This is a genomic window from uncultured Finegoldia sp. (assembly GCF_947252345.1).
GTDB lineage: Bacteria > Bacillota > Clostridia > Tissierellales > Peptoniphilaceae > Finegoldia.
The window spans coordinates 1-25,120 of the sequence record NZ_CAMXVC010000007.1; the positions used below are offsets into that span (position 1 = coordinate 1).

At 35.4% G+C, this 25,120-nt stretch carries 22 protein-coding genes and 1 other annotated feature; of the genes, 2 read left to right on the plus strand and 20 right to left on the minus strand.

All coding sequences use genetic code 11. The annotated features are described in order from the left end of the window. Window positions 1-88 precede the first annotated feature (88 nt). Together nifJ and hprK are read right to left on the minus strand one after the other, a co-directional pair. A complete protein-coding gene (gene nifJ / locus Q0X02_RS02340) occupies window positions 89-3,763 on the minus strand; it encodes a pyruvate:ferredoxin (flavodoxin) oxidoreductase (RefSeq protein ID WP_297810981.1) in 3,675 nt (1,224 codons plus the stop codon). A 137-nt stretch (window positions 3,764-3,900) separates the two neighbouring features. Beyond that, window positions 3,901-4,860, minus strand: coding sequence for an HPr(Ser) kinase/phosphatase (hprK, locus tag Q0X02_RS02345; RefSeq protein WP_297810984.1), 960 nt, complete (start codon window positions 4,858-4,860; stop codon window positions 3,901-3,903). Between the two features lie 224 nt (window positions 4,861-5,084). Between hprK and Q0X02_RS02350 the strand changes: the two genes are divergently transcribed. Together Q0X02_RS02350 and Q0X02_RS02355 are read left to right on the plus strand one after the other, a co-directional pair. Next, window positions 5,085-6,815: a cell wall-binding repeat-containing protein gene (locus Q0X02_RS02350; RefSeq protein ID WP_297810987.1), complete on the plus strand. Its 1,731-nt coding sequence runs from the start codon at window positions 5,085-5,087 to the stop codon at window positions 6,813-6,815. A 471-nt stretch (window positions 6,816-7,286) separates the two neighbouring features. Continuing rightward, window positions 7,287-8,942 carry a cell wall-binding repeat-containing protein gene (locus Q0X02_RS02355; protein ID WP_297810990.1) on the plus strand — a complete coding sequence of 552 codons (1,656 nt, stop codon included), beginning with the start codon at window positions 7,287-7,289 and terminating at the stop codon, window positions 8,940-8,942. Between the two features lie 41 nt (window positions 8,943-8,983). Here Q0X02_RS02355 and Q0X02_RS02360 read toward each other — a convergent pair whose 3' ends face one another. The 18 genes from Q0X02_RS02360 to rplU all read right to left on the minus strand — a co-directional run bounded on the left by Q0X02_RS02360 (window position 8,984) and on the right by rplU (window position 25,020). Next, window positions 8,984-9,940: a hypothetical protein gene (locus Q0X02_RS02360; RefSeq protein ID WP_297810993.1), complete on the minus strand. Its 957-nt coding sequence runs from the start codon at window positions 9,938-9,940 to the stop codon at window positions 8,984-8,986. Between the two features lie 113 nt (window positions 9,941-10,053). Then, window positions 10,054-11,391 carry a PH domain-containing protein gene (locus Q0X02_RS02365; RefSeq protein ID WP_297810996.1) on the minus strand — a complete coding sequence of 446 codons (1,338 nt, stop codon included), beginning with the start codon at window positions 11,389-11,391 and terminating at the stop codon, window positions 10,054-10,056. Next, window positions 11,388-11,738, minus strand: a complete 351-nt coding sequence (locus Q0X02_RS02370) for a GntR family transcriptional regulator (protein WP_297810999.1) — start codon at window positions 11,736-11,738, stop codon at window positions 11,388-11,390. Before Q0X02_RS02370 ends, Q0X02_RS02365 begins: the two co-directional genes overlap by 4 nt. 117 nt (window positions 11,739-11,855) lie before the next feature. Further along, complete coding sequence (locus Q0X02_RS02375; RefSeq protein ID WP_297811001.1) at window positions 11,856-12,266, minus strand: DUF5301 domain-containing protein; 411 nt, start codon at window positions 12,264-12,266, stop codon at window positions 11,856-11,858. Between the two features lie 2 nt (window positions 12,267-12,268). Further along, window positions 12,269-12,913 carry a thiamine phosphate synthase gene (gene thiE / locus Q0X02_RS02380; RefSeq protein ID WP_297811004.1) on the minus strand — a complete coding sequence of 215 codons (645 nt, stop codon included), beginning with the start codon at window positions 12,911-12,913 and terminating at the stop codon, window positions 12,269-12,271. A gap of 86 nt (window positions 12,914-12,999) precedes the next feature. Continuing rightward, entirely contained in the window at window positions 13,000-14,826 is a 1,827-nt protein-coding gene (gene uvrC, locus Q0X02_RS02385; protein ID WP_297811006.1) for an excinuclease ABC subunit UvrC, read from the minus strand. 2 nt (window positions 14,827-14,828) lie between these two features. Continuing rightward, on the minus strand, window positions 14,829-16,598 hold the full coding sequence (locus Q0X02_RS02390) for an aminopeptidase P family protein (protein ID WP_297811009.1): 1,770 nt from the start codon (window positions 16,596-16,598) through the stop codon (window positions 14,829-14,831). Window positions 16,599-16,731: 133 nt separating this feature from the next. Beyond that, window positions 16,732-17,829 (minus strand): redox-regulated ATPase YchF, encoded by a 1,098-nt coding sequence (gene ychF / locus Q0X02_RS02395; RefSeq protein WP_297811012.1) that lies wholly within the window; start codon window positions 17,827-17,829, stop codon window positions 16,732-16,734. Between the two features lie 97 nt (window positions 17,830-17,926). After that, window positions 17,927-20,320 (minus strand): cell wall-binding repeat-containing protein, encoded by a 2,394-nt coding sequence (locus Q0X02_RS02400; protein ID WP_297811015.1) that lies wholly within the window; start codon window positions 20,318-20,320, stop codon window positions 17,927-17,929. Between the two features lie 242 nt (window positions 20,321-20,562). Then, window positions 20,563-20,931: a RidA family protein gene (locus Q0X02_RS02405; protein WP_297811018.1), complete on the minus strand. Its 369-nt coding sequence runs from the start codon at window positions 20,929-20,931 to the stop codon at window positions 20,563-20,565. A gap of 9 nt (window positions 20,932-20,940) precedes the next feature. Continuing rightward, entirely contained in the window at window positions 20,941-21,243 is a 303-nt protein-coding gene (gene rsfS, locus Q0X02_RS02410; RefSeq protein WP_297811021.1) for a ribosome silencing factor, read from the minus strand. Continuing rightward, window positions 21,244-21,846, minus strand: coding sequence for a bis(5'-nucleosyl)-tetraphosphatase (symmetrical) YqeK (gene yqeK / locus Q0X02_RS02415; protein WP_297811023.1), 603 nt, complete (start codon window positions 21,844-21,846; stop codon window positions 21,244-21,246). Continuing rightward, a complete protein-coding gene (gene nadD, locus Q0X02_RS02420; protein ID WP_297811026.1) occupies window positions 21,809-22,408 on the minus strand; it encodes a nicotinate-nucleotide adenylyltransferase in 600 nt (199 codons plus the stop codon). Before nadD ends, yqeK begins: the two co-directional genes overlap by 38 nt. Further along, window positions 22,401-22,691 (minus strand): YhbY family RNA-binding protein, encoded by a 291-nt coding sequence (locus Q0X02_RS02425; RefSeq protein WP_297811029.1) that lies wholly within the window; start codon window positions 22,689-22,691, stop codon window positions 22,401-22,403. Before Q0X02_RS02425 ends, nadD begins: the two co-directional genes overlap by 8 nt. Window positions 22,692-22,699: 8 nt before the next feature. Beyond that, complete coding sequence (obgE, locus tag Q0X02_RS02430; protein ID WP_297811032.1) at window positions 22,700-23,965, minus strand: GTPase ObgE; 1,266 nt, start codon at window positions 23,963-23,965, stop codon at window positions 22,700-22,702. A gap of 117 nt (window positions 23,966-24,082) precedes the next feature. Beyond that, window positions 24,083-24,367 carry a 50S ribosomal protein L27 gene (gene rpmA, locus Q0X02_RS02435; RefSeq protein WP_297811035.1) on the minus strand — a complete coding sequence of 95 codons (285 nt, stop codon included), beginning with the start codon at window positions 24,365-24,367 and terminating at the stop codon, window positions 24,083-24,085. Between the two features lie 3 nt (window positions 24,368-24,370). Further along, entirely contained in the window at window positions 24,371-24,712 is a 342-nt protein-coding gene (locus tag Q0X02_RS02440; RefSeq protein WP_297811038.1) for a ribosomal-processing cysteine protease Prp, read from the minus strand. Beyond that, window positions 24,712-25,020, minus strand: coding sequence for a 50S ribosomal protein L21 (rplU, locus tag Q0X02_RS02445; RefSeq protein WP_297811041.1), 309 nt, complete (start codon window positions 25,018-25,020; stop codon window positions 24,712-24,714). Before rplU ends, Q0X02_RS02440 begins: the two co-directional genes overlap by 1 nt. A 12-nt stretch (window positions 25,021-25,032) precedes the next feature. Next, window positions 25,033-25,105 (minus strand) — a sequence feature (ribosomal protein L21 leader region). Between the last annotated feature and the right edge of the window lie 15 nt (window positions 25,106-25,120).

Below are 25,120 nucleotides of genomic sequence, written 5' to 3' on the forward strand. Positions count from 1 at the left end.
CAATAAATCAATTTCCAAATTTGTTAAAAATTTGCAACAAAAAAATACCGTGAGAAAATTTCACAGTATTCTCACAGTATTTTTGTTTTTATCTATTTGTAGAATTTGGATTTACTACATCTTTTTTATTTGAGCCTTCTTCTTGTTTTGATTTTTCAACTGATTCTACTTTTTTTCCTTCTTTTTCGAGGTTTTCTTGTAAATCTCCCAAATCTTCTACTGAGTTTGAATAATCCATTTCTGCTCTTCTCTTGTAGTTGTTGTATCTTTCCTTTGCATCTCTTTCAGCTTCTTGGAATAATTCTTCAGCTTGTTCAGGGAATGATTTTTGTAATGATAAATATCTCACTTCTCCTCTGATGAAGTCTTGGAATGAACCTGTTGGCTCTTTAGAATCTAATTGGAATGGATTCTTTCCTTCTTCTGCAAGAGTTGGATCGAATCTATACAAGTGCCAGTAACCAGCTTCAACTGCTAATTTTTCTTGGCGTTGACTCTTACCCATACCAGCTTTTATTCCGTGGTTGATACATGGAGAGTAAGCGATGATTAGTGATGGGCCATTGTATTCTTCGGCTTCTCTGATTGCTTTTAGAGTTTGATTTTGGTTAGCACCCATAGCAATTTGTGCGACATAAACGTAACCGTAAGACGCTGCCATCATTCCTAAATCTTTTTTTCTAACTTTCTTACCACTTGCGGCGAATTGTGCTACGGCTGCTGTTGGAGTTGACTTGGAAGCTTGTCCACCAGTGTTTGAGTAAACTTCTGTATCGAATACCATTACATTGATGTTTTCACCAGATGCTAATACGTGGTCCAATCCACCGTATCCGATATCATAAGCCCAACCGTCTCCACCGAAAATCCATACAGATTTTTTAATCAAGAAGTCTCTGTCTGTTCTTATATATTTCAACAATTCTTCAGCTTGTTCGTTTTTAGTGTCGTCATCCAAGTGTTGCAATATTTCTGCTGCGCACGCTTTAGATGTTGCTACATCATCCATATTTTCAACGAATTTCTTGAATGGTTCGTTCAATGGACTTTCGATATTCAAATCCAAGAATGCTTGCATTTTTTCTTTTAATTGCAATCTTATTTTTTTGACTGCCAAGTGCATTCCATATCCATATTCTGCGTTGTCTTCAAACAATGAGTTAGCCCAAGCAGGTCCTTTGCCTTCTTTGTTTGTGCAGTAAGGAGTTGATGGAGCACTAGCTCCCCAGATTGATGAACATCCTGTTGCGTTAGCTATCATCATTCTGTCGCCGTATAATTGAGTGATTAATTTAGCGTATGGAGTTTCTCCACAACCAGCACAAGCTCCTGAAAATTCAAACAATGGTTGTTTGAATTGTGAACCCTTAACTGTTTTATCAGCTGGCATTAAATCCTCTTTGTATCCGACTTTTTCTGAAGCGTATGTCCAGTTGTCTTTTTGTTCTAAATATTGTTGTTCAAATGGCTTCATTATTAAAGCTTTTTCTTTTGCTGGGCAAACATCAGCACAGTTTCCGCAGCCTGTACAGTCAGCTGTAGATACTTGGATTCTAAATGTCAATCCGTCAAATCCCTTGCCGACAGCTTTTTTGCTTTCAAATGATTCTGGTGCATTGTTTCTTTCTTCTTCGTTCAACAAGAAAGGTCTGATAACAGCGTGTGGACATACGTATGAACATTGGTTACATTGAATACATTTGTCCATTTGCCATTCAGGAACATTAAGAGCGATACATCTCTTTTCGTATGCTGCTGTTCCCATTGGAAACTCACCATTAGCTCTATCTTTAAATGCTGAAACAGGCAAATCATTACCTTGTTGTGCATTCATAACGCTTGCTACATTCTTTACAAATTCAGGAACATTAACGTCTTTTTCGACATCTTCTTCTGCGCTTTTCCATTCAGATGGAACATTAATTTCAACTAGCTTGTCGATTCCTTGGTCAACTGCAGCGTAGTTCATATTTACAACGTCCTCACCTTTTCTTCCGTAGTTGTGAACAATAGATTCTTTTAATTTTTTAATTGCTTCATCTATTGGCAACACTTTAGATAGTTTGAAGAATGCAGCTTGCATAATCATATTTGTTCTTCCACCCAATCCTACTTCAGCGGCAATCTTAGATGCGTTGATTGTGTAGAATTTGATGTCGTTTTCTGCTATATATTTCTTTAATTTTCCTGGCAAATGACGATCTAGTTCTTCTTCATTCCAGATACAATTCAATAAGAATGTACCACCTTTTCTCAATCCTCTTAATAAATCGTATTGATATACATAAGCTTGTTTTGAACAAGAAATGAAATCAGATTCATCTAATAGATAAGTTGAGTGGATTGGATTGTTACCAAATCTCAAGTGAGACATTGTTACCCCACCAGATTTTTTAGAGTCGTAATCGAAGTAACCTTGAGCATACATATCAGTACCATCTCCGATGATTTTTATAGCTGATTTGTTAGCGCCTACTGTACCATCAGAACCGAATCCCCAGAATTTACATCTGATAGTTCCTTCAGGTGAAGTGTTGATAACATCTTTTACTTCTAATGATCTATGAGTAACATCATCTACTATACCGATAGTAAATTGTGTTCTTGGTTTATCTTGTTTTAAGTTTTCAAAAACAGTGTTGATGTGAGTTGGAGTTGTATCTTTTGAACCTAAACCGTAAATACCACCTACGATAACCGGCTTGTTTTCTTGGTCATAGAAGCAATCTCTAACATCAAGATATAGTGGTTCTCCCAATGAACCTTTTTCTTTTGTTCTGTCAAGCACTGCGATTTTCTTAACTGTTTTTGGAATTGCATTTAAGAAATGTTCTTTAGAGAAAGGTCTGTATAAGTGAACTTTTAACACTCCGACTTTTTCGCCTTTTCCAATCAAATAATCAACAGTTTCTTCAATTGTTTCAGTTACTGAACCCATAGCTACTATAATATTTTCGGCATCTTTAGCCCCATAGTAGTTGAATAATCCGTAGTTTCTGCCTGTAATCTTGTTAATCTCATTGATGTATTCTTCAGTAATTCCAACAATATCCTCATAGTATTTGTTAGATGCTTCAACACCTTGGAAATAAACGTCAGGATTTTCAGCTGTACCCATTGTCTTAGGGTTTTCTGGATTTAAAGCGTTTCTTCTAAATTCGTCAATAGCTTCCCAATCAACAAGTTTTGCCAAGTCGTCATAATCCATAACTTCAATCTTTTGAATTTCGTGACTTGTTCTAAAGCCATCGAAGAAATGTAAAAATGGAACTTTTCCTTTGATTGCTGATAAGTGTGCTACTGCTGCTAAGTCCATAACTTCTTGAACAGAGCCTGAACACAACAACGCAAAACCTGTTTGTCTTGCTGCCATAACGTCTTGGTGGTCACCAAAAATGCTAAGTGCGTGCGATGCTAATGCTCTTGCTGATACGTGGAATACACCAGGCAAGTTTTCTCCGGCAATCTTGTACATATTTGGTACCATCAACAACAACCCTTGTGATGCTGTAAATGTAGATGCCAAAGCCCCTGCAACTAAAGCTCCGTGTACTGAACCAGCGGCTCCTCCTTCTGATTGTAATTCGGTAACTTGAACAGTTTCACCGAATAAGTTCTTTCGTCCATCTGCTGCCCAAACATCAATTGCTTCCGGCATTGGTGATGATGGAGTAATCGGATAAATAGTTGCCACGTCAGAAAACGCGTAAGCTACGTGAGCTGCAGCAGTGTTTCCGTCCATGGTTTTCATGTGTTTTGCCATTTATTTAACCCCCTATATATAAATAAATAAAATTGTACATTTAAAACGGATTTAAAAATTATCCGGAAGAATATTATAACGCAATATTTTTCATATTGCAACAAATCGCAAAATCATCAAGAAATTTTAATCCAAAATTATTTTTTGTTATTTTTAGTTTGCTTTTTATGTTTCGCAGCGTCTTTTTTCATTTCTGCAATTAACTTATTATTTAGCTCTTGTGCAGCATTATATCCTAAAAGTTTTTGTCTTTGATTTCTAACGGCAACTTCTACAATCATGGCGATATTTCTTCCAGGTTTGACCGGTACTTCGAGATAAGGAAGCTCTACTCCTAAAATTTCAGTTGTGTGCTCATCCAATCCAATTCTGTCGTATTCTTTGTCGTCTTGCCATTTTTCTAGCTTGATAACCAAATCGATAAACGTGTTCAATCTAACCGAACCTGTACCGTACAATCTTTGGATATCCAAAATTCCAAGTCCTCTGACTTCCAAATAATGTCTGATGTTAGTTGGAGCTTGTGCGAGTAGTCCTTTTTCGATTTTTCTAATTTCAACCACATCATCTGCAACAAGTCTGTGACCTCTTGTCACCAAATCCAATGCGGTCTCGCTTTTTCCAACGGAGCTGTCTCCCATCAACAACACTCCCATACCAAATACGTCGAGTAGAGATGCGTGCAGAGTATCTTCTTCGCTTAGAAAATATTCCAACACCTCATCAAGTGCAGATATAAGTCTCGTAGTTGTCCTGTCAGAAATCAAAAGAGTCTTATCGTATTCATCTGCGAGTTTTCTCACTTCGTCTGGAATTTGAGCGTAGTGCGAGAATATTATACAAGGAATATCGTATTCCATCATCGCTCTGACTCTTTCTTTTCTAAGTTCGATATCCATCGCCATATAATATGCGAGTTCTGCCTTTCCGAATAATTGGATTCTTCTATAAGGAAATTCTTCCAAAAATCCACACAGTTGAAGACCTGGTCTGTTTATTTCCGAGTTCGTGATTTCTATTGTTTCATAATCGGAACTAGTCCTAATAACGTGCAAGTCCAATTTTTTTACAACGGCACTTAATTTTACTGTTTTCATAAAGTTCCCTCCTATTTATATTCTATATTTATATCTGCTGGTACGCAAATTAACAAGAGGAAAATACATCGCCGAAGCGGTTTATCTGTTACGTTTTTGTAATATTTTCCTTTTTTTTAGTCTTAATTGTTACAAAAAAGTTACAACAGGTTACAAATGTGTTACAATAAGTATATCGAATTTGAAGATTAAATTATTTTAATCGCAATATATTAGGAGGAAGAATGAACAGTCTAAAAAAACCATTGTTAGTAATGGGACTTATGTTTACCTTTTCTGCTCTAAATGCAACTTCTTCATTTGCCGATGTTGACAATACTAAGCTAATCGAAGAAGTAAAACACGACGCTTTAAAACACAATTCAAATTTGCAAGATATAATAAATCACACAGAAAACGTGAATGAAGATTCCATAAAATCTGGACACTCACAGCAAAACGAAGAAAAAAATAACGAAGAAAATATAGACGAAAACAAAGACAAACAAGATGCTTCTGAATCAAACGAACAGTCTGATAAGCTTATTATGAAACAAGCAGAGGTTAAGGCTAGTAAGAGAGCTGACATTAAAAAAATCAACTCTACTGACAAGTTTGACACTGCTGCAAAAATCAGAAGCAAGTATTTCTCTGATTCTAAAACAGTTATCCTTACAAACAGCTCTACATTCGTAGACTCATTGTCAGCTGTTTCACTATCAAGAGGAAAGAGTCCTATTTTGTTTACAAAATCAAACTCCCTTGACCAAAAAACATTGGCTAATTTAAAACAAAATAAGCCTAAAAAAGTTTACATCTTAGGTGGAGAAAAATCTGTTGGAAATTCAGTAATCAAACAACTTGAAGGTTTGGGAATAATAGTTGAGAGAATTTCTGGACAAAACAGATTCGAGGTAAATGCAAAAGTCGCTGAGAAAACACATAATCCACAAAACAATTCAAAAACAAATATACTTATAACATCAGGTGAAAACCACAGTGATGCCATCAATTCTGCTACTTTAGCACAATCTCAAAAGGCTCCTATTCTTTTCGTTTCAAAGAACGAAGTGCCAACTCCAATCAAAAATTATTTGAAGGCATTGAAACGCAAGAACCTTATCGGAAACATAACTATCGTAGGTGGTATGAGTTCAGTTTCTAGCAAAGTAGAAGCTTATTTGAACGCATTGTCAAACCGTGTAAGAAGAATTGCTGGTTCTGACAGATATTCAACTAATGTTAAGGTTGCAAAATCAGTTAATCCGAATGCAAATCGAGCAATCGTCGCTGAAGGTCAAGGTTACAATGACGCTTTGTTAATGTCACCAGTAGCTGCAAAGTTAGACGCATCTTTGATTTTAACTAAACCGGATGATGTAACTAGAACTACTAACTACGCTTCAAAAGACAAACAATATTCTATGGAAGCTTTCTTCAAGAATAATACGTCAATTGACCAGGTTATAGTATGTGAAGCTAACCAATCAATAGCTGAATTTGTTTCAGCATCAATTGCTGATTTATTGCAAGGTAGAAGCTTAAAGGATGCACCGAGAGCAGATGCTTTGTACAAGCAAAAAACAATCGAAACTAAAAAAGAAGTTGTGAAGGAAACTAAAAAACAAATCGCAAAGGAAATCAAAAAAGTTGAATCCGTTGTCGATTCACTAGAAGCACAACTTAAAAATGCAAAAAAAGTTCTAACAGTTAGAGCGACTGCTTATACTGCAGACCCTCGTGAAAATGGTGGTTGGGCAGTAACAGCAATCGGCACTCCTATTAGACGAGGAGTTATCGCAGTTGACCCAAGAGTAATACCATTGAGAAGTAGAGTTTATGTCGAAGGATATGGATTTGCAACAGCTGAAGACACTGGCGGAGCTATCAAAGGAAGAAAAATAGATGTAGTTATGGATTCAAAATCACAGTCTCGTAGTTGGGGCGTCAGAAACGTAAAAATATACATCTTATAATAAATGACATTTAAGCACCGAATGTAAAATTTCGGTGCTTTTTTAGTTGGCAACAAATTGATTTTGCGTTCTAAATTCTATTGTATTATTCTTAAAATAACATTTTTATTCTAAAATTAATCAAATTTTCTTCGAAATTTGCCAAATATTACAAATATGTAACAAGTAATAAAAATATCGCCATTTTGCCATCAATAGGATAAAAGTTACAAATCGGTTACAAATTATCCCCTATTTTCTGCGATGTCAATTTCACATTAATTTCATAAATTTTTGAATTTGTAAATAGTTTTTGCAAATTTTTTTGATTATTTTTGTTTCTCTTCAAAATTTGGAGCAAAAATGTGCAATTTGTTTGAAACTTACGAAAAATTCCTGTAAACTAGTAGAGTAATTTAAATAAGTTACAAATTGGTTACAAAATATAAAACCATTTTATTCAACTCGCAAAAGAGTATATTAGGAGGATACATGAATAATTTTAAGAAGCCACTACTTGTTATGACTTTGGCGGTTTCATTATCTTTGGGAGCAAATGTTTCATTTGCAGATAATGACAACAACAAGTCAGATACATTTGTTAAAGCAACATTAGATAATTCAAGTAATACTGATACAACTAAGATACAAGTAAAACTAGATGAAAACAACAAAGTAATCTCTAATAGAGAATATACAGAGAATTTGAATGTGAAAGAAGCTGAGGTTAAATCCGAAAAGAAAGCTAAGATTGAAAGAGTCGATGCTAAAAACAGATTCGAAACTGCTAAGAAGATAAAAGATTCTGAATTTACCGATGCAAAAACAGCTGTCGTTGTAAATTCGAACGAATTTGCAGATTCAATCAGTGCAACTAATATTTCAAACGGAAAATCACCTATTCTTTATACGCAATCACAAAAGCTTGATAATTTGACAAAAGAAGCTTTGAACGGCGTCAAAAAAGTATACATCACTGGTGGAGAAAAATCTGTAAGTTCGAAAGTTGTCGATGAATTAAACGCTATGGGAATAGAAGTAGTAAGGGTTAAGGGAAATGACAGGTACGAGGTAAATGCAAAATCAGCCAAAACTTCTCACCCTGTTTCCGATAAGAGACAAAATGTTGTCATAGCATCTGGCGAAAACTTTGCCGATTCTATTTCTTCAACCTCATTAGCTAAGAAGAAAAATGCTCCTGTTTTGTTGGTTAAAAAGAATGAAATCCCTACTTCTATAAAACAATACTTAAATTCTTTCAAGAAAAAAGGCCTTTTAGGTGACATAACTTTAGTAGGTGGAGAAAATTCTATTTCAAAATTTGTGGAACGAGAACTTTCAAAGTTGGCAAATGTGACTAGAATCTCAGGCTCTGATAGATACCAAACATCTGTTAAGGTTGCTAAGCTTGTCTCCGCTAAAACGGATAGAGCAATCGTGGCAAGCGGCGAAAAATTCGTTGATGTACTAGCGGCATCTCCTGTGGCACAAAAACACAACGCACCGATTATTTTGGTTAAGAAAATGGATGTTACAAGAGATGAGGACTACAAAACTCAAGAGCAAAAGTCAAATTCTGTCGAGTCTTTCTTCAGACAAAACAAGTCGAATATTATGCACACATTGATTTTTGGTGGCAAAAGTTCCATAGATAATTTTGTTGTCAACGAAATAAAAGACTTGTTGGCTGGTAAACCGCTACAATCAAAGTCAAAAGTTGACTCACTTGTAAATATAGCGAATAAAAGTGACAAAAAACAAGACGACACAAATAATAAATTGGACAAAATCGTGAAGCTCGCTTACAAGCAATTAGGTAAGCCTTATGTTTGGGGAACTCATGGCCCATCATCATTCGATTGTTCGGGACTTACATCTTATCTTTACAAACAAGCTTACGGAGTGTCTATCAGTACAAGTTCGAGAGCACAAGCTTCATACGGATACAAAGTGTCAAAATCAAACCTTAGAAAAGGAGACTTGATGTTTTTTGCCACAGGTGGCGGTGGAATAAGTCACGTTGGAATCTATGTAGGTGACAATAAATTAGTCCACGCATCTACTCCTTCAACTGGAGTTATCTTGTCTGACATCAACTCAAGATATTACCAAAAGACATTCGTAACAGCAAGAAGATTATTAGGATAAATTTAAAAAGCAATGGCTTATCAAAGCCATTGCTTTTTTGTTTACTTAAATTTTACAGTTTTATCGTTGAAGACGCCGATTGCGTTGTTAATCTTCAATCCGTACACATCCTCACCTACAGGTACGAGCATCCTATCATCTGTTCCGTTTTCAAAATAGACAATCTTGTTGTCCTTAGCATTGTAGACAACTTTGCTGTCGAACCAAGTCACATATTTAGAGGCTGATTTCAATGGTTTCAATCTATCTTGGTAGTTTTTTAATTCCGATTTCAAAATCAACTTATCGTTTCTGTACAAGTACGATTTATTTTCCTTGGAATCAAACACCGAGTAAATCACATCATTATCATACATCGTCATATCCAAAGGAATTTGATTTTCGTTCATTTCCCTGCTGAAAATTTCCTTGTCGTTCATATCCTTTACTGTGAGTTTGTTGTTTTCGTATGCACAGTAGTAAACATCATCATTGCTTCTCAGTAATTTTCCTTGTTTTTTAGTGTCTTCCAACGTTCCATTTTTTTCTTCGAAAATGTTACCCTTGAAAAATTTTACCTGTGAACTATCTTCAATTTTGACAGCGTAGACCTTGTCCTTGGATAACTTTGCATCGCTTACGTGCTTTTCAAAATTTATTTTTCTCGAATCATTTTTTCCTTTGACAACCAACTCTTTAAAATAAGAATCGTCAATCTTGTACAACAATGATTTGTCATTGTTCACATCGTAGGGGCTGTATCCATTGTCAACTGGTATTAATTCATCTGATTTGCTATTGTAGATAAATCCCACGTTGTCTTTTAAAATGTTGATGTTATCCTTATCCAAATTTCCGATAAACTCCGAGTTCAAAAGCTTGTCAGAAATCTTGTTGTGAGAATCCATATTTTTAATTCTGTCTACTTTGACGCTAGATTCGACTTTGTTGTATACTTCTTTATTGCCACAAGAGGATAAGAGCAATAGGCACAAAGTGAATAATATCAGTTTTTTCATAATCGCCTCCTAATAATATTAAAAGCATATCTAGAATTTGCTTTTTATTATTTTAACACTTTTAAGTGTTAAAGTCAATAGTCTTTTTATTGTTTTATTAACTACTGTAAAATTTATTTTTTGAGCAGATTATAAAATTTTTCAGTTTCTTTTACAGTCGAGAAATTAAACACAAGGTTTTTGTTGTCCTTTGTTTTTACCCATATTGCCGTTGGATTTCTTTTATCAATGTACAAATCCACATTTCCAATCGTCTTGATAGAAAATTTTCCATAAGCGTAATGTTTCAAACTTGTTCCGTTTATTCTGACTCCTTGTTTGTCGTTGAGATTTTTAATTAATTCCACTTTTTCGATTGATTTCTTGTCGATTGTTGTTTTGTAAGCTGATTGTCTAACGCTTAGAGTTGTCTGTGTGTTGTTTACTGTAAATTGTTTAGGAAAGCTTATATTAATCATAAAAACCTCTATGCCAATCAGCAAAGCAATTGTCAGTGCAAAAATCATTTTGCCCGAAAGTTTAGCCCTGTTGAATGTCATATTCCCCGTTTTAACTGTGATATCTTCGACCAACAATCGGTTGTCTTTTGGATTGTAATATCCCCACGGGTCGTAGAAATCTCCATTGTACAAATTATTGTTGATTGCTGTGTAGTTTTGTTCTTGTTTTTGGTATTTAATAATCGTGAATATCAAAGCTGTGCTTTGTACCACGATGTATAAAAATATTGGAACTAAATTGTAAATATCTCTTGAAGATATGAAAACCACAACAAAGCCCAGAATAATAGACATAATGTAGATTGCATAAATTGTCTGTTGCAATTTGAGTATGCTACTTTCGTTGATTTTTAGATTTTCAAAATAATCTGTCGAGTAGACTTTTGTGTTTTTCTTCGATAATGCAATCGCAGTTATAATTGTACTTGCACTCATTATTATTAGCAACAATCCATACATCAAAAACATTTCTGTAGTTTTAAAAAATGAAATTAGCAGTACGATTTGAACTATCAACGGGATTATCCACGCTATTGGTTTTATTTTCTTTAGTTCGATATCTCTCGAAGTTTTCAAATCATATGATAAAACGTGGTTTTCTGTAGAAATGTTGTTGTCATTTTTGTACTGTCTGATTTTTTTCATAGCACTGTATTCTATGGTGTTTGCAATGATTAGATAAGCAATTATCAAATTATAATAAATCAACATTATCAAATCGCTGTCCATTAACAAAAGAAGTGACAATACAATGCTTGTGACGAACAAAATGTTCAACTTTCTCTTGGTTTTACTCAACAGCTCTACAATAAACTCGTCATTGTCGTGTCCTTTCGGAAAGTTTGTGAATAATATATATGTTTCGTTCTTTTTTAAAGTGTACATATTCATACTTCTCATCATCAATAAAATGAATATCAAAGTAGCCAATAAAATAAAATTCATCGTCATTTTATGATTTCCTCCACTATTTTTTCGATATAATTTTGGGATTTTCCTCGAATTTTAGCCTCCATCAACAGTAACTTCAATTCATCTAAGAATGTGTTTCGTGAGTAGTTTTCGTCCACACAAATCTTCGCTCCCACTCTCCTGTCTATCACGATGATTTTTTCATCCTTCAAAATATTGTAGGCCTTGCTTATCGTCATCGGATTGATTCCCAAGTCATTTGCAAATTGCCTAACAGAAGGAAGTTCATCTCCATTTTTCAGATTTCCATCGGCGATTTCTCTAATAATTTCGTTTCGAATTTGCGTGTAAATCGCAACATCACTTGTAGTGTCCAAATTTATCATACTGTCCTCCTTGTATTACTTATTATAATACAGTTAGTACAAAAATGCAATTTTTTTTCAAGAAAAAAGAGTGCATTGATTTGCACTCTGAATTTTGCACTGCAATTTTTTGTAAAATTACATAGCACCTATTAATTTGTCGAATGTGTCTTTGTCGATTTCCCACACGCCTTCGTATGGCTTTTCGATGTAGTAATTTTTGTTTTGATACAAATACAACGTCGCTTTCTCGTCTTTTCCGTAGAAAATTTCCATCTTTCTAAAATCATTCGTGTTGGCTGGTGTGTCATTGTTTGATTGTTTTCTGGTTGGCTTTGATTTTTCTTTTATCAAATTAATCATATCCAAGATGTCCTTCTTCGATGTGATGGACACTGCTTGTCCTTCCTTTTTTTCTTCGATTTTTGTAACCGTTATGACTTGTGAATCATCTGCGTTTGGAAGTGTTATAGGGTCAGCTTTCTTGCAAGAAACCATCACCAACGCCACCATAATTATCGCCAACATTAATTTTATTTTTTTGTTCATAATTACCTCAATTCTAAAATTTGTTTTGATTTTTCTAATAATCTGTGAGCTTTTTCTCGTGGATTGTCGTCATTCATCAACGCTCTTACAACTGCAATCCCACTTGCACCACTGTGTCTTAAAACATCCACGTTATTCTCGTTTAAACCGCCGATAGCGACCGTTTTTATGTGAATGCTATTGTTGATATCTCTCAGTGTGTCAACGGAGGTTATTTTCGTTTTGACGTGTGTTTTTGTCGGATAAATTGCACCAACTCCGAGATAATCCGCGCCTTCTTTTTCACATTGAACAGCTCTGTCAACGCATTTCGCAGTTGCGCCTATTATGTAATCATCTCCCAAAATCTGTCGTGCATCTTTTATTTCCATATCCTCATCTCCGAGATGCACTCCTGCACAACGACTCGCCAAGCACACGTCGATTCTGTCGTCAATCAAAAGTGGCACGTCAAATAACTCCGTAATTTTCTTCACTTTTTTCGCCAAATCAATGTACTCTTTTGTTGAAATATTCTTTTCTCGAAGTTGCACCAATGTCACTCCACCTTTGAGGGAATCTTCGATTTTTTTCAGAAATTCCTCCTCGCTTTTCACATTTATCCTGTCTGTGACCAAGTACAAACTGAGATTGAGCTTTTTTCGCATTGTACTCTCCTTTATTCGTTCAAATTATTAGCTACTTATTATATTATCATCAATTTACGAAATTTTACAATAAAAAATATAGCGAATTATTGCTTAAAATAATTCACTATATTTTCTGCTGCCTTCTCGTTCATTCCCTCTACTTCAAGCAATTCTTCCTTGGTTGCAGTTTTTATTTTTTCTATTGATTTGAAATGTTTGATTAGAGATTTTTTGCGTTTTTCTCCGATTAATTGTATATTGTCCAGTTCTGATTTTTTAAAGTTTTTTTCGTGAAGCTTCCTGTGATAATTTATCGCAAATCTGTGTGTTTCTTCTTGAATTGCAAACAACAACCTATACAGCGGAGTGTTCACTTTCAATTTGATTTCTTCGTTTTCGTAAATTATCCCTCTTGTCCTGTGTTTGTCATCTTTTACAAGTCCCAAGACCGGGATGTTTAATTTGCATTCGTCAAGCACTTCTTTTGCTATGTTGACTTGACCTTTGCCTCCGTCCATCAAAATAATAGAAGGCAATTCATCAAAACTGTTGTCTTTCTTGTCATTATCCAAAAGCCTGTTGAATCTTCTGGTTAAAACTTCCCTATGCGATGCGTAATCGTCTGCACCTTCCACGGTTTTTATCTTGAATTTTCGGTAATCCTTGGAGGACTTTTCGCCGTTTTTGAACACAATCATACTTCCAACAGAATCCACTCCGCTTATATTCGAAATGTCGTAGCATTCAATTCTATAAATGGGTTTTATTCCTGTGATGTCTTGCAAATCGAGCAGTGCATTTTCCCTGTTTCTTTCTCTTTTCAAATGCCTAGAGATGTATTTGTCGAGGCCCTCTTTCGCATTCACTCTCACCATTTCCAAGAGGTCTGTTTTGTTTCCTCGTTTCGGGATTTTTATCTCGACTTTTGAGCCTTTCTTCTCGGTCAACATTTCTTCGATGAGTTCTCGGTCTTCTATTTCGACATCCGTCAGTATTTGCTTTGGAACATAAGAAATGTCAATGTAAAATTGCTTGAAAAATTCGCCCACTATATGCTCGTTTGATTCTTCAAATTTGTCGTCGATTATGAAATGCTGACGCTCTATTATCTTGCCATTTCTCATAAAAAAAACTTGAACGCACACCGTTTCAGCTTCCCTCGCCATGGATATCATATCCATATCCAAGCCCTTGGTGTTGGTGATGTTTTGTTTTTCCAAAATAACTTGGATGTTTGCGATTGAATCTCGTAACTTTGCTGCCAATTCGAAGTTCAAGTTTTTCGATGCGTCCATCATCTTGTCGGTCAATTTTTTCGTGAGTTCGTCGTGTCTGCCGTTGAGGAAATTTTCCACTTCGGATAATTCCTTATTGTACTGTTGTTCATCGACATCGTAAACGCACATTCCATCGCATCGGTTGATGTAATAATTCAAACAAGGTCTTTTCAATTTTTGTCCCTTGTCAAAATTCAAATTACACGTTCTGATTTTATAAGTTTCGTGAATCAAATCTATGATATCATTGACTGCATAAGCATTAGGAAAAGGCCCAAAATACTTCGCCTTATCCTTTAACAACCTTCTCGTTTTCAAAACTCTCGCAAACTTTTCGTTCGAAATTTTGATGTAGGGATATTGCTTGTCGTCACGGAGTACGATGTTGTATTTTGGGCTATTTTTCTTAATTAAATTCGATTCGAGAACTAGTGCCTCACATTCATTGTTCACGATAATGTACTCGAAGTATTCGATGTGACTAACCATCGCAGCGACCTTTGCGAGTTTCTTGGACGAGTCGAAATACTGTCCCACGCGTCTTCTCAAATCAATCGCCTTTCCGACATAAATTATCTCATCGTTTTTATCGTGCATAATGTACACGCCTGGTTTGTGAGGAACTTTTTGTAGCTCTTCTTTTATATCAAACATTTTTAAATTGCTTTTGTTTGTTGTTCAAGATATTCCAAATCAGAGCCTTCCAAATATGGGGATAGTTTTTCGTAGCATTCTTTGTTGTAGTTGTTCAACCATTCTAATTCAAAAGGAAGCAATCTCTCTTTTATTACTGGTCTAGTGTCGATAGGGACAATTGATAGCGATTCAAATCCCAAAAATTCGCCAAAATCTGATTCTCCAACTTTAATGCAGTGCATAATGTTTTCGATTCTGATTCCGTGCGAACCTTCGATGTAAATTCCCGGCTCATCGCTTGTAACCATTCCCTCGTCCATATCAATGTCGTTGTTCATTGAAGAAATTCTTTGTGGGCCTTCGTGCACGCCAAGGTAGAATCCAACACCGTGACCTGTTCCGTGTCTGAAATCCAACAACTCATCCCAGATAGGCTTTCTTGCTATTGGGTCTAGTGTTGATGATTTTGTGCCAGCTGGAAAAACAGCCGTCATCAAATTAATGTGGGATTTCAAAGTCAAAGTGTAGTGCAATTTTTCGTCATCAGTCAACTCGCCGAGTGCAACCGTACGAGTGATGTCAGTAGTTCCATCCAAATACTGTGCGCCACTATCAACCAAGTACAATCCTTTAGGCTGTAAAGTAACCGGATTGTCAACTGATGGTGCGTAGTGAGGAAGCGCCGCATTTTCTCCGTAAGCAGAGATAGTTCCGAAACTCAAATCCATAAACAAATCTCCTTGTTCTCTGAAATATCTCAATTTGTCAGCTGCACTCACCTCCGTTACGTTTCCAGTCGGAGTTCCAGTTTCGACCCAATTGAAGAATTTTACAAGAGCAACGCCGTCTTTGATATATGCGTTCTTTTGATTTTTGATTTCTATCTCATTTTTGTGAGCCTTCATTATTGTCGTAGGTTGAAGACCTTTAGCGATTCTTATATTTGAATTTATTGAATTGTAAATTTTTACATTTGTCTTTGAAGGGTCCAAGAACAAAACACTAGTTCCAGGAAGGTTTTTCAAATCCTCAAACACCTTTTCGTATGATTTTACTGTTACTCCTTGTTTTTTCAACGACTCAATCAAATCTTCATCGATTTTTGCATCGTCAATGTACAAGTTTGCAAAATCATTTCCAATCAAAGCGTAACTGATTATCACCGGATTGTACAACACATCATTGCCTCTTATGTTGTAAAGATAGCAAATATCGTCCAACGAGCCGATAAAATTGTAATCACAATCGTGATTTTTCATAAAATATCTCAACTCTTTTAATTTTGTCGCAGTGTCTTTGCCGCAGTATTTTACATCAAAAGCATAAGCCTTTGAATCTGGTTTTGCTGGACGGTCTTCCCAAATATCACCCACAAAATCGACGTCGGTAATTATCATTCTGTCTCCCAAATTTTCCAACCATCTGTAATAAGTATTGTAATCCAATGTAAGCCCATCTACTCCGATTTTCCCACATTCAGGAACATTTTCCTTTAAATATTCAATCAAAGTTGGAACCCCAGGTTCTCCCATCTTCATCAAATCAACAGTCGAACCTTCTAGCTCTCTTGCCGCTTGAATAAAATATCTGCCGTCAGTAAACAAAGCAGCTTTTTTCTTCAAAATAACAGCAGTACCTGCACTACCGCTGAAACCTGTCATATACTTTCTAGTCTTGTAATAATCTGCCAAGTACTCCGAAGTGTGTGGGTCACTCGACAAAACAACATACGCATCTATATTTCTTTCGCTCATTTTTTTTCTGAGTTTTTCTAATCTTTCTTTAATCATAATTACCTCCTAATACCAATAATTATATCACAAAAAAATAACGAAAATTATTTTCACAGCAACAAAAAAACTAGGTAAATTAATACCTAGTTTGAAAAATATTCTTTGATTTATTTCAATTTTAATCAAATTTTTAAACATTAAATCTGAAGTGAACAACGTCTCCGTCTTGCATCAAATACTCTTTTCCTTCCAATCTCATAAGGCCTTTTTCTCTTACAGCTGCCATAGATTTTAATTCTATCAAATCATCGTAGTTGACGATTTCTGCTCTGATGAATCCTCGTTGAATATCTGTGTGAATTTTGCCCGCCGCTTGTACAGCTGGAGTGTTCTTTTTGATTGTCCACGCACGAGTTTCATCTTCTCCAGTCGTCAAGAAACTCATAAGTCCAAGCAAATCGTAGCTTTGTGTAATCAAATCATCGATTCCAGATTTTTCCAATCCTATCGCTTCCAAAAATTCCTTCTTGTCGTCTTCGCTGTCCAACGCCGAAATTTCCGATTCGATTTGTGCCGAGATTACAACTACTTTTGCATCTTCAGATTTGGCAAATTCTTTGACTTTTTGAACCATCTCGTTGTTTTCGTAAGCATCTGCTACCTCATCTTCGCTGACATTGCACACGTAAATAATCGGCTTCACGCTCAAAAGATTGAAACTTCTCATAAGCTTCATCTCATCGTCATCCAATTCCAAAATTCTGATGGATTTTCCCTCACTTAGAACGTTGTAGATTTTTTCCAACAAATCGACTTCTTCTTTCAAATCCTTGTTGCCTTTCAAAGCTTTTCTGGATTTTTCTAATCTTCTCTCAACCATTTCCAAGTCCGACAAGATTAGCTCGTAATTAATCGTCTCGATGTCTCTTAGTGGGTCTACTGAGCCGTCAACGTGAACGATGTTTTCGTCCTCGAAGCATCTCAACACCTCGACGATTGCATCGGACTCTCTGATGTTTTCCAAGAATTTATTTCCAAGACCTTCTCCTTTGCTGGCACCTTTTACAAGTCCCGCAATGTCGTAAAATTCTATCGTCGCTGGAATAATTTTCTTCGAATGAAAAAGTTCTGCCAATTTATATACACGTTCGTCCGGAACATTTACCAGCCCAATGTTTGGGTCAATTGTACAAAATGGATAATTTGCCATTTCTGCACCGGCTTTTGTTATCGCATTAAAAAGTGTAGATTTTCCGACATTCGGAAGTCCTACAATACCTAATTTCATAATATTCACTCCTTTTAACTATCTCAAATTTTACCATATACTATATTTTTTGTAAATTATACACAATCAAAAAAGAGCTCTAAACGAGCTCTATTTTCTAAAAATTATTTTTCCCAGCTTTTTTTATTATCTTAGGATAATTTTTGTAGGAATAGTTCATATCTACTCCGCCTTCTCCAGTGTCTGAAACGCCTTTTATTTTGGATTTATTTGTGAATTGCCACATACCATAATCTGGTGTAAAACAGTTTGGCCTTGTTACATGCCAGTGAGCAACCCAAATGTCGTAGTCTTTCAATCTTTCTCTTTCAAATTGATTGTTAATCCAAGAGCCCGAACTGTAAAGTCCTGTGTAGAATCCATTTTGCTCAAGGATACTCATAAACGCAATCGCCATATCGGTTTTTGTATTTTTAGGGATTTTGCGTTGCGATGGGTCTTCAAAATCCAAATAAACTGGGTATTCAAATTGTTTCTTACCCAATATTTTCATAAATCTTACGGCTTCTTCCTTCGCTTCTTCGACATTTACAGCGTAAGTGTACCAATAAGCTCCGACGTTTAATCCAGCATTTTTAGCATTGTTGTAGTTCGATTGGAATTTTGGGTCTTCTCCGCTGTAACCTGAACCAGCTTTCAATATTACAAAATCCATTCCGCTTCGCTTAGCTTGTTGCATATTTACAGTTCCGTTGAACTTCGATAGGTCTGGACCTTGTTGGTAAATTTGACGGTAAATATTCGGATTGAACATTCCAAAATCGCTTACCTTTGCGTATCCTTTGAACCCATTGATGTCCAATTGCATCCATCCGTTGTCCAACATTTTTGTAACCTGCATAACAGATGAAGTACTTATATTTCTGACAGAGTCAGAAGTGTCGCTTGCACTGTTGTACATTTTTGTTTGGTACTTTGCAACCACAAAATCATGAAGCCCGATGGCTTTTTCTGGCTCAATTGGTCTCGGATTATTTTCAGTGACAACAGGTGGTGTTATAGTGTTGTTAGGTTTTGGTGTAACCTTTGGCGTCGACTTAGGTGTTGGCTTCGGCGTTGGTTTTGGAGTTGGTTTCGGAGTTGGTTTTGGCTTTGGTTTTGGCTTTGGTAGACTTTTTGCCAAAACATTTTTGATTGTGTTGTAAACACCGTTGTCAATCGTTCTGTAACCACCAACTATGAAAACATCTTGAATAGACTTTTTGAAATTGTTCAAATAAGCGATGACGCTCGTATCTAATCTTGACTTTGCGCTCAACAAGATTGGCGCTTTCAATTTTTGTGCCAATGGACTGATTGCCAACGCATCAGCAAAATCTTCGCCACTCGCTACAAATACAACTTCTTTCGACATAGAATTAGCAACTTTAACAGAACCATCGTATCTGTTAGTGCCACTTATTCTTCCAACACTTTTACCTGTGATGGATTTTATATTGCTTACAGTTTGATTTGTAATTGATTTGTCGCCACCAACTACTGTAATGCTTCCCAATTTGTTCTTGTTTTTAGACAAATAATTTCTAGTCGCCTGTGATAGGTTTTTCCCTGAACTCAACAAAATCTTGGCATTTTTGAAAGCCGCATAGGATGAGCCATAAAGTGGGTCACTGAAGTTTTCCCCGCTTGCGATGACTACATTTTTTTTGTTGGACATTTCTGCAACCTTTGCACTTGTCTCGTATCTGTCTTTTCCGGCTATTCTCGTAACCTTGTTGGAAAATTTCTTCAACAGATTTTCTATTTCAGCTCCTATTGACTGTTTACCTCCTAGAAGATATACCTCGATAGGATTCAATCTTACAATTTCGTCCCTAGTAGCTTGAGGAAGGGAATTTTTCTCAGTGTACAAAATCGAATATCTTCCATCTGATAATGTCGTCGCACTCAATGCGTCGGCGTATTTTTGTGAATTAACGACAATAACCTTCTTAGCATTGGTAAATTGTTCCCTGGAAATTTGTGCAGCGGACTCATATCTGTTTTTACCAGCAAGTCTTGTCGGAATTATCTGACCAGATGCACTCAATGCCTTAACTTCTTGTTCTTCGACATTTCCATCAGCTTCTGATTGCAAATCATTTTTATGTTCGTTGGAATTTACACTGTTCTCGCCATTTAAATTGGTCGTTGTTTCAGTGCTCATAGAATCGTCATTTTTTTCTTGTGTGTTGTCTGATTTTTCATCATTCAACAAAATATTTTCGTCTTTAACCTTATTATCTGAAGAATTTTCGATTGCTTCATTTTTATTTTCAAAATTTTCGCTTAATTTTTCATCGTCAAAGTCGTAAGAATTGGCATATCCCAATTTAGCCTTTCTTGTCAACTTTCTTTGGTTTTGTGTGCTCATAGATGAATATCTGTGTGAAAATTGATTTTCCACAGAATTTTTATCATTCTCTGATTGTGCAGTCGCTGCAGTTGAAATCATCAACGACAATGACAAAGCTACAAACGAGACTTTCAAAACCTCTTTTATGTTCTTCATAGATACAACCTCCTAATATACATACATAATAACATAAAAAGTTACAAAATGGTATCAAATTTGTATATTGTTGCAATTCATCACGAAAGAATTAAAATAATTTAACAAAATAAAATTTCTTAAAATTTAAAACACAACCGAAAATCAAAAATAAATTCAAACGCAAAATTCGCAAAAAAAATTCACCGACAAATTTGCAAAAAAAATTCTTTTGAGTTAGTTCACTCAAAAGAATTTTTTTCTTATTCAATTACAGCAATCGCTTCGATTTCAATTACTGCTGATTTTGGAAGAGCTGCAACTTGAACTGCACTTCTCGCTGGTTTGTGATTACCGAAAAATTCTGCGTAAACTTCATTCATATCTTGAAATTGTGATAAATCTTTCATAAAAACGCCAACTCTAGTTATGTTTTCGATTTTAGCTCCTTCAGTTTCGATAATATGTAGAATATTATCTAGTGATGCTTTTGTTGCCTTTTTGATATCAGTTTGTAATTCTCCATCAACTATTGGAAGTTGTCCTGATACATAAATTGTCTTGTTAGCAGATGTTGCTTGTGAATATGGTCCAATTGCAGCAGGTGCTTTGTCTGAATGTAAAAATTTCATACTGTCCTCCTAATTCCACAATCTTTCTATGTCGTAGAAAGAACGTGATTCTTCTGTAAAAATGTGAACTATTATATCATTAAGATCTAGCAAAATCCAGTTGCCTTCGCTGTAACCTTCTTTTCCTAGAATCTCAAAGCCATTTTCATCTACCACTTTTTCCACTTCATCAATTATTGATTGAGCGTGGTTTGGTGCATTTGCAGTTGCGATTACAAAATAATCCGCTACTGCCGAATCTAATTTCAATGTTACAATATCTTTTCCTATTTTATCATCAATTGCTTTTTGAACTAATTCTAATTCAGTCATTTATTCTCCTTTCAGCAAAAAATTTCTAACATTAACGCTAGTGATGGATATTTCCCTTTCGTCTTCTATTAAATATTTTATCGTATCATCTAGTGATTTGACAATTGCTTTGTTCAAATTTTCTCTGGATAATTTTCTGATTTCATCCACGCCATCGTAATCTCTGTTATCTTCGGTCTTGTCAGCTAAGTAGATTATCTTCTCGAAATCGGTCATATTGACTCTTCCTGTCGTGTGAAATTCTATCGCATCCAAAATCATTTCATCTTTGATTTCATATTCTCTTTTAGCGACAATTCTGCCCAAATAACAGTGCAACAACTTTGGATTTTCCATATCGGGATTGTTGTTGCGCAGTTTTCTAAGCTCTTCAAATTCTTTTTTGTACTTCTCAAGATACATCTCTTCGTTGTTTTTCGCACAGTCATGAAGTAGTGCCGCTAATTCTATTTTCATAACGTCTTGATTGTGAAGCTTTGCCAATTCAACAGCTTTGTCTCTCACTCTCAAAACGTGTTCGTATCGTGATTTTTTTAAAACTCTTTTTAGATTTTCTTCAATATCTTTAACTTTCATACAACTTATTTCTCTTAATGTATTCATACACTTCATCTTTCAGAAAATATCTGAAATCTTCTTTTGCCATTGATTTGTTTCTTATACTTGTGGATGAAATATCCACAAAACTCGATGGAATTTTCTCCACAAAGTATCCTTTTGATTTTAATTCAGCGATTTTTTCATCTAACTTTGACATTTCTTCCTGTCTTCTTATGCAGGCCAGTATTTTCGTGTTCTTCAAAAAATCCACAGCATTTTCCCAAGTTTCTACACTCATAAGTGAATCTTCGCCCATTATGAAATAAAAATCGCAGTCGAAATTTTCCCTGAAATACTTCATAGTCTCCCAAGTGTATGTCACATCATTTTTACTTACTTCATACTCACAAACTTTAAACTTTTCATTGTCACGAGTGCATATTTTAACCATTTCAAGTCTTTTGTATTTATCGGTAATTTTTTTGTCCTGCTTGAAATTCGGATTGCCCGTTGGAACAAACCATACCTCATCTAATTTTTTGAAATTAATCGCTTCCATCGCAAGTATCAAATGACCAATGTGGATTGGGTCAAAAGTGCCCCCCATTATTCCGACTTTAATCATCTAAATCTATTACCTTGTTCTCGGACTCTCTGTAAATTGTCAAAATATTTCCCATATATCTTACAAATTCGCAATTAAGGCGTGTCAATATTTCATCTATCAACATATCACGATCGTCCAAATTGTTGTTGAGAATTTTAATTTTCATAACTTCTCTTTTATTTAGAGTGTCCTCAATTTGTTTCAATGTGTTCTCAGATATTCCGCCTTTTCCTATATTCAACAAAGGTTTATAGCTGTGAGAAATTTTTTTTAGTTTTGCTCTTTGCTTTGGTGTTATCATTGTATCTCCTATTCGTAAAAATCAAATTCAACATCGCCGATTATTACATTGTCGCCGTCTTCTATTCCAAGTTCCTTCAGCTGTTGAATAATTCCCTTATCTTCGAGAATTTTTTGCAAGTGGTTGACTGACTCGTACACTTCAAAATTTGTCCTGTAAATTAAATTGTCTATCAAAGGACCTTCCACAATGTAATTTTCGTTTTCACGTCTAACTGTAAAATCAGGTGCTTTTTCTTCTTCAAAATATTCGTATTTTTCATCTAACGTAGAATAATCGTCTTCAATGCTATCCAAAGTATCCGCTATCAAATACATAAGCTTGTCCACGTTTTCTGTTGTAGCCGCACTTATTTCCACAATTTCATCGACTTTATCCGAGTATTTTTTTCTAAATTCTTCGATATTTTCATCTGCTCCGAGGTCTGTTTTGTTTAAAACCACAAGCATTTTTTTGTCATTCAACTTTATGTTGTACGAAGACAATTCGCTGTTGATAAGTTCGAAATCTTCGATCGGATTTCTACCTTCACTTCCCGAAATATCCAAAACGTGAACTAAAATTTTCGTTCTCTCAATGTGTTTCAAAAAATCGTGACCAAGTCCCAATCCTTCGCTTGCTCCTTCGATTAGTCCGGGAATATCCGCAATGACGAAGCTTTTATCAGAAACTCTGCACACTCCAAGATTTGGCTCCAATGTTGTGAAGTGATAGTTTGCAATTTTAGGTCTTGCATTTGACATTATCGACAGCAAAGTGGATTTGCCTACGTTTGGAAGTCCAATCAAGCCAACATCTGCCAGCAATTTCAATTCTAATTTTATCGTTTTTTCTTCGCCTTTTGTTCCAGGCTCTGCAAATCGAGGGGCTTGTCTTATAGATGATTTGAAATGAACATTCCCCTTACCGCCTTTTCCACCTTTGCAAATCACAAACTCTTCTTTGTCGAATTTGACATCATAAATAACTTTGTCGGTGTTGAAATCTTTTACTAGAGTTCCAACGGGAACTTTCAAAATCAAATCTTCGCCCTTTTTGCCAAATTGTTTTTTATTTCTTCCGTCGCCACCATTTTCTGCTTTGTAGACTGCACGATAGCTGTAATCCATAAGAGTTTTTATGTCTTTATCTCCGACAATTACAATGCTACCTCCGTCTCCGCCGTCTCCTCCTGCTGGACCTCCAGATGGCTCGTATTTTTCTCTTCTGAATGCAACAGAACCATCGCCGCCCTTTCCAGCTTTGAGTTCTATTTTTGCAACATCTATAAACATTTTTACCTCCAAACTAATGTCCACTTTCACTTGTAAGTTTACATTATTTTCCACTAAAAAAGCAACACCTTATGATTACAAAAAAATTCATAATCATAACAAAGGTGTTGCTTAAAATTAAGCTTCTTTAGGATATACAGAAACTTGTTTTCTGTTCTTACCAATTCTTTCGAACTTAACTACTCCATCAATCTTAGTGAAAAGCGTATCGTCTCCGCCTCTTCCAACGTTGTTGCCTGGATGGATTTTAGTTCCTCTTTGTCTAACTAAGATATTACCAGCTAGAACGAATTGACCGTCACCTTTTTTAGTTCCCAATCTCTTTGATTCAGAATCACGACCGTTCTTAGTAGAACTTACTCCCTTTTTACTAGAGAATAATTGTAAATCTAATCTAATCATATATTACACCTCCTGGTAATTAATTCGTAAATTTTTTTTATTTTCTTCTCTTATCGATTCAAGTGCAAACATCAATGATTTAATCAAAATATCCACTTGAATCATTTCAATCTCGTTAAGTAAGTCATAATTTATTTCAAAAGAAAAAAATCCGCTTTTGAAACTGTAAATTAATTGTTCATCGGTTAGCTTGAGTATTTCAGTAAATGTATTCACGGTGTTAATCAGATAAACACTAATAGCACTGCACACAACATCATTTCCATAGGATCCATGATTAGCATGACCGGTTGAAATTAATTTTATGACCTTTTCATTTTTTTTAAAAACTTGGACATCGACCATTAAGCATCAATTTTTTCGATTTTAACTAATGTATATGGTTGTCTGTGACCTTTTTTCTTTCTGTAGTTTTTCTTAGCTTTGAATTTGAAGATAACAACTTTTTTATCTTTCTTTTGAGCTAGAACTTCAGCCTTAACTTTAGCTCCTTCCACTACAGGGCTTCCAACTTTAACATCGTCTCCGGCTACTAGTAATACTTGGTCAAATTCGATTTTATCGCCTGCTTCAGCTTCGATTTTTTCAACTTTTACTACGTCTCCTTCAGAAACTTTGTATTGTTTTCCACCAGTTTTAATAATTGCGAACATTTAGTGCACCTCCTCATTTTTAAGACTCGCCAAATCAAGGTACTCTTTGAGTTTAAAAACCCGATTCGAGCGGTTACACACCAAATAATTGTACAGTAAT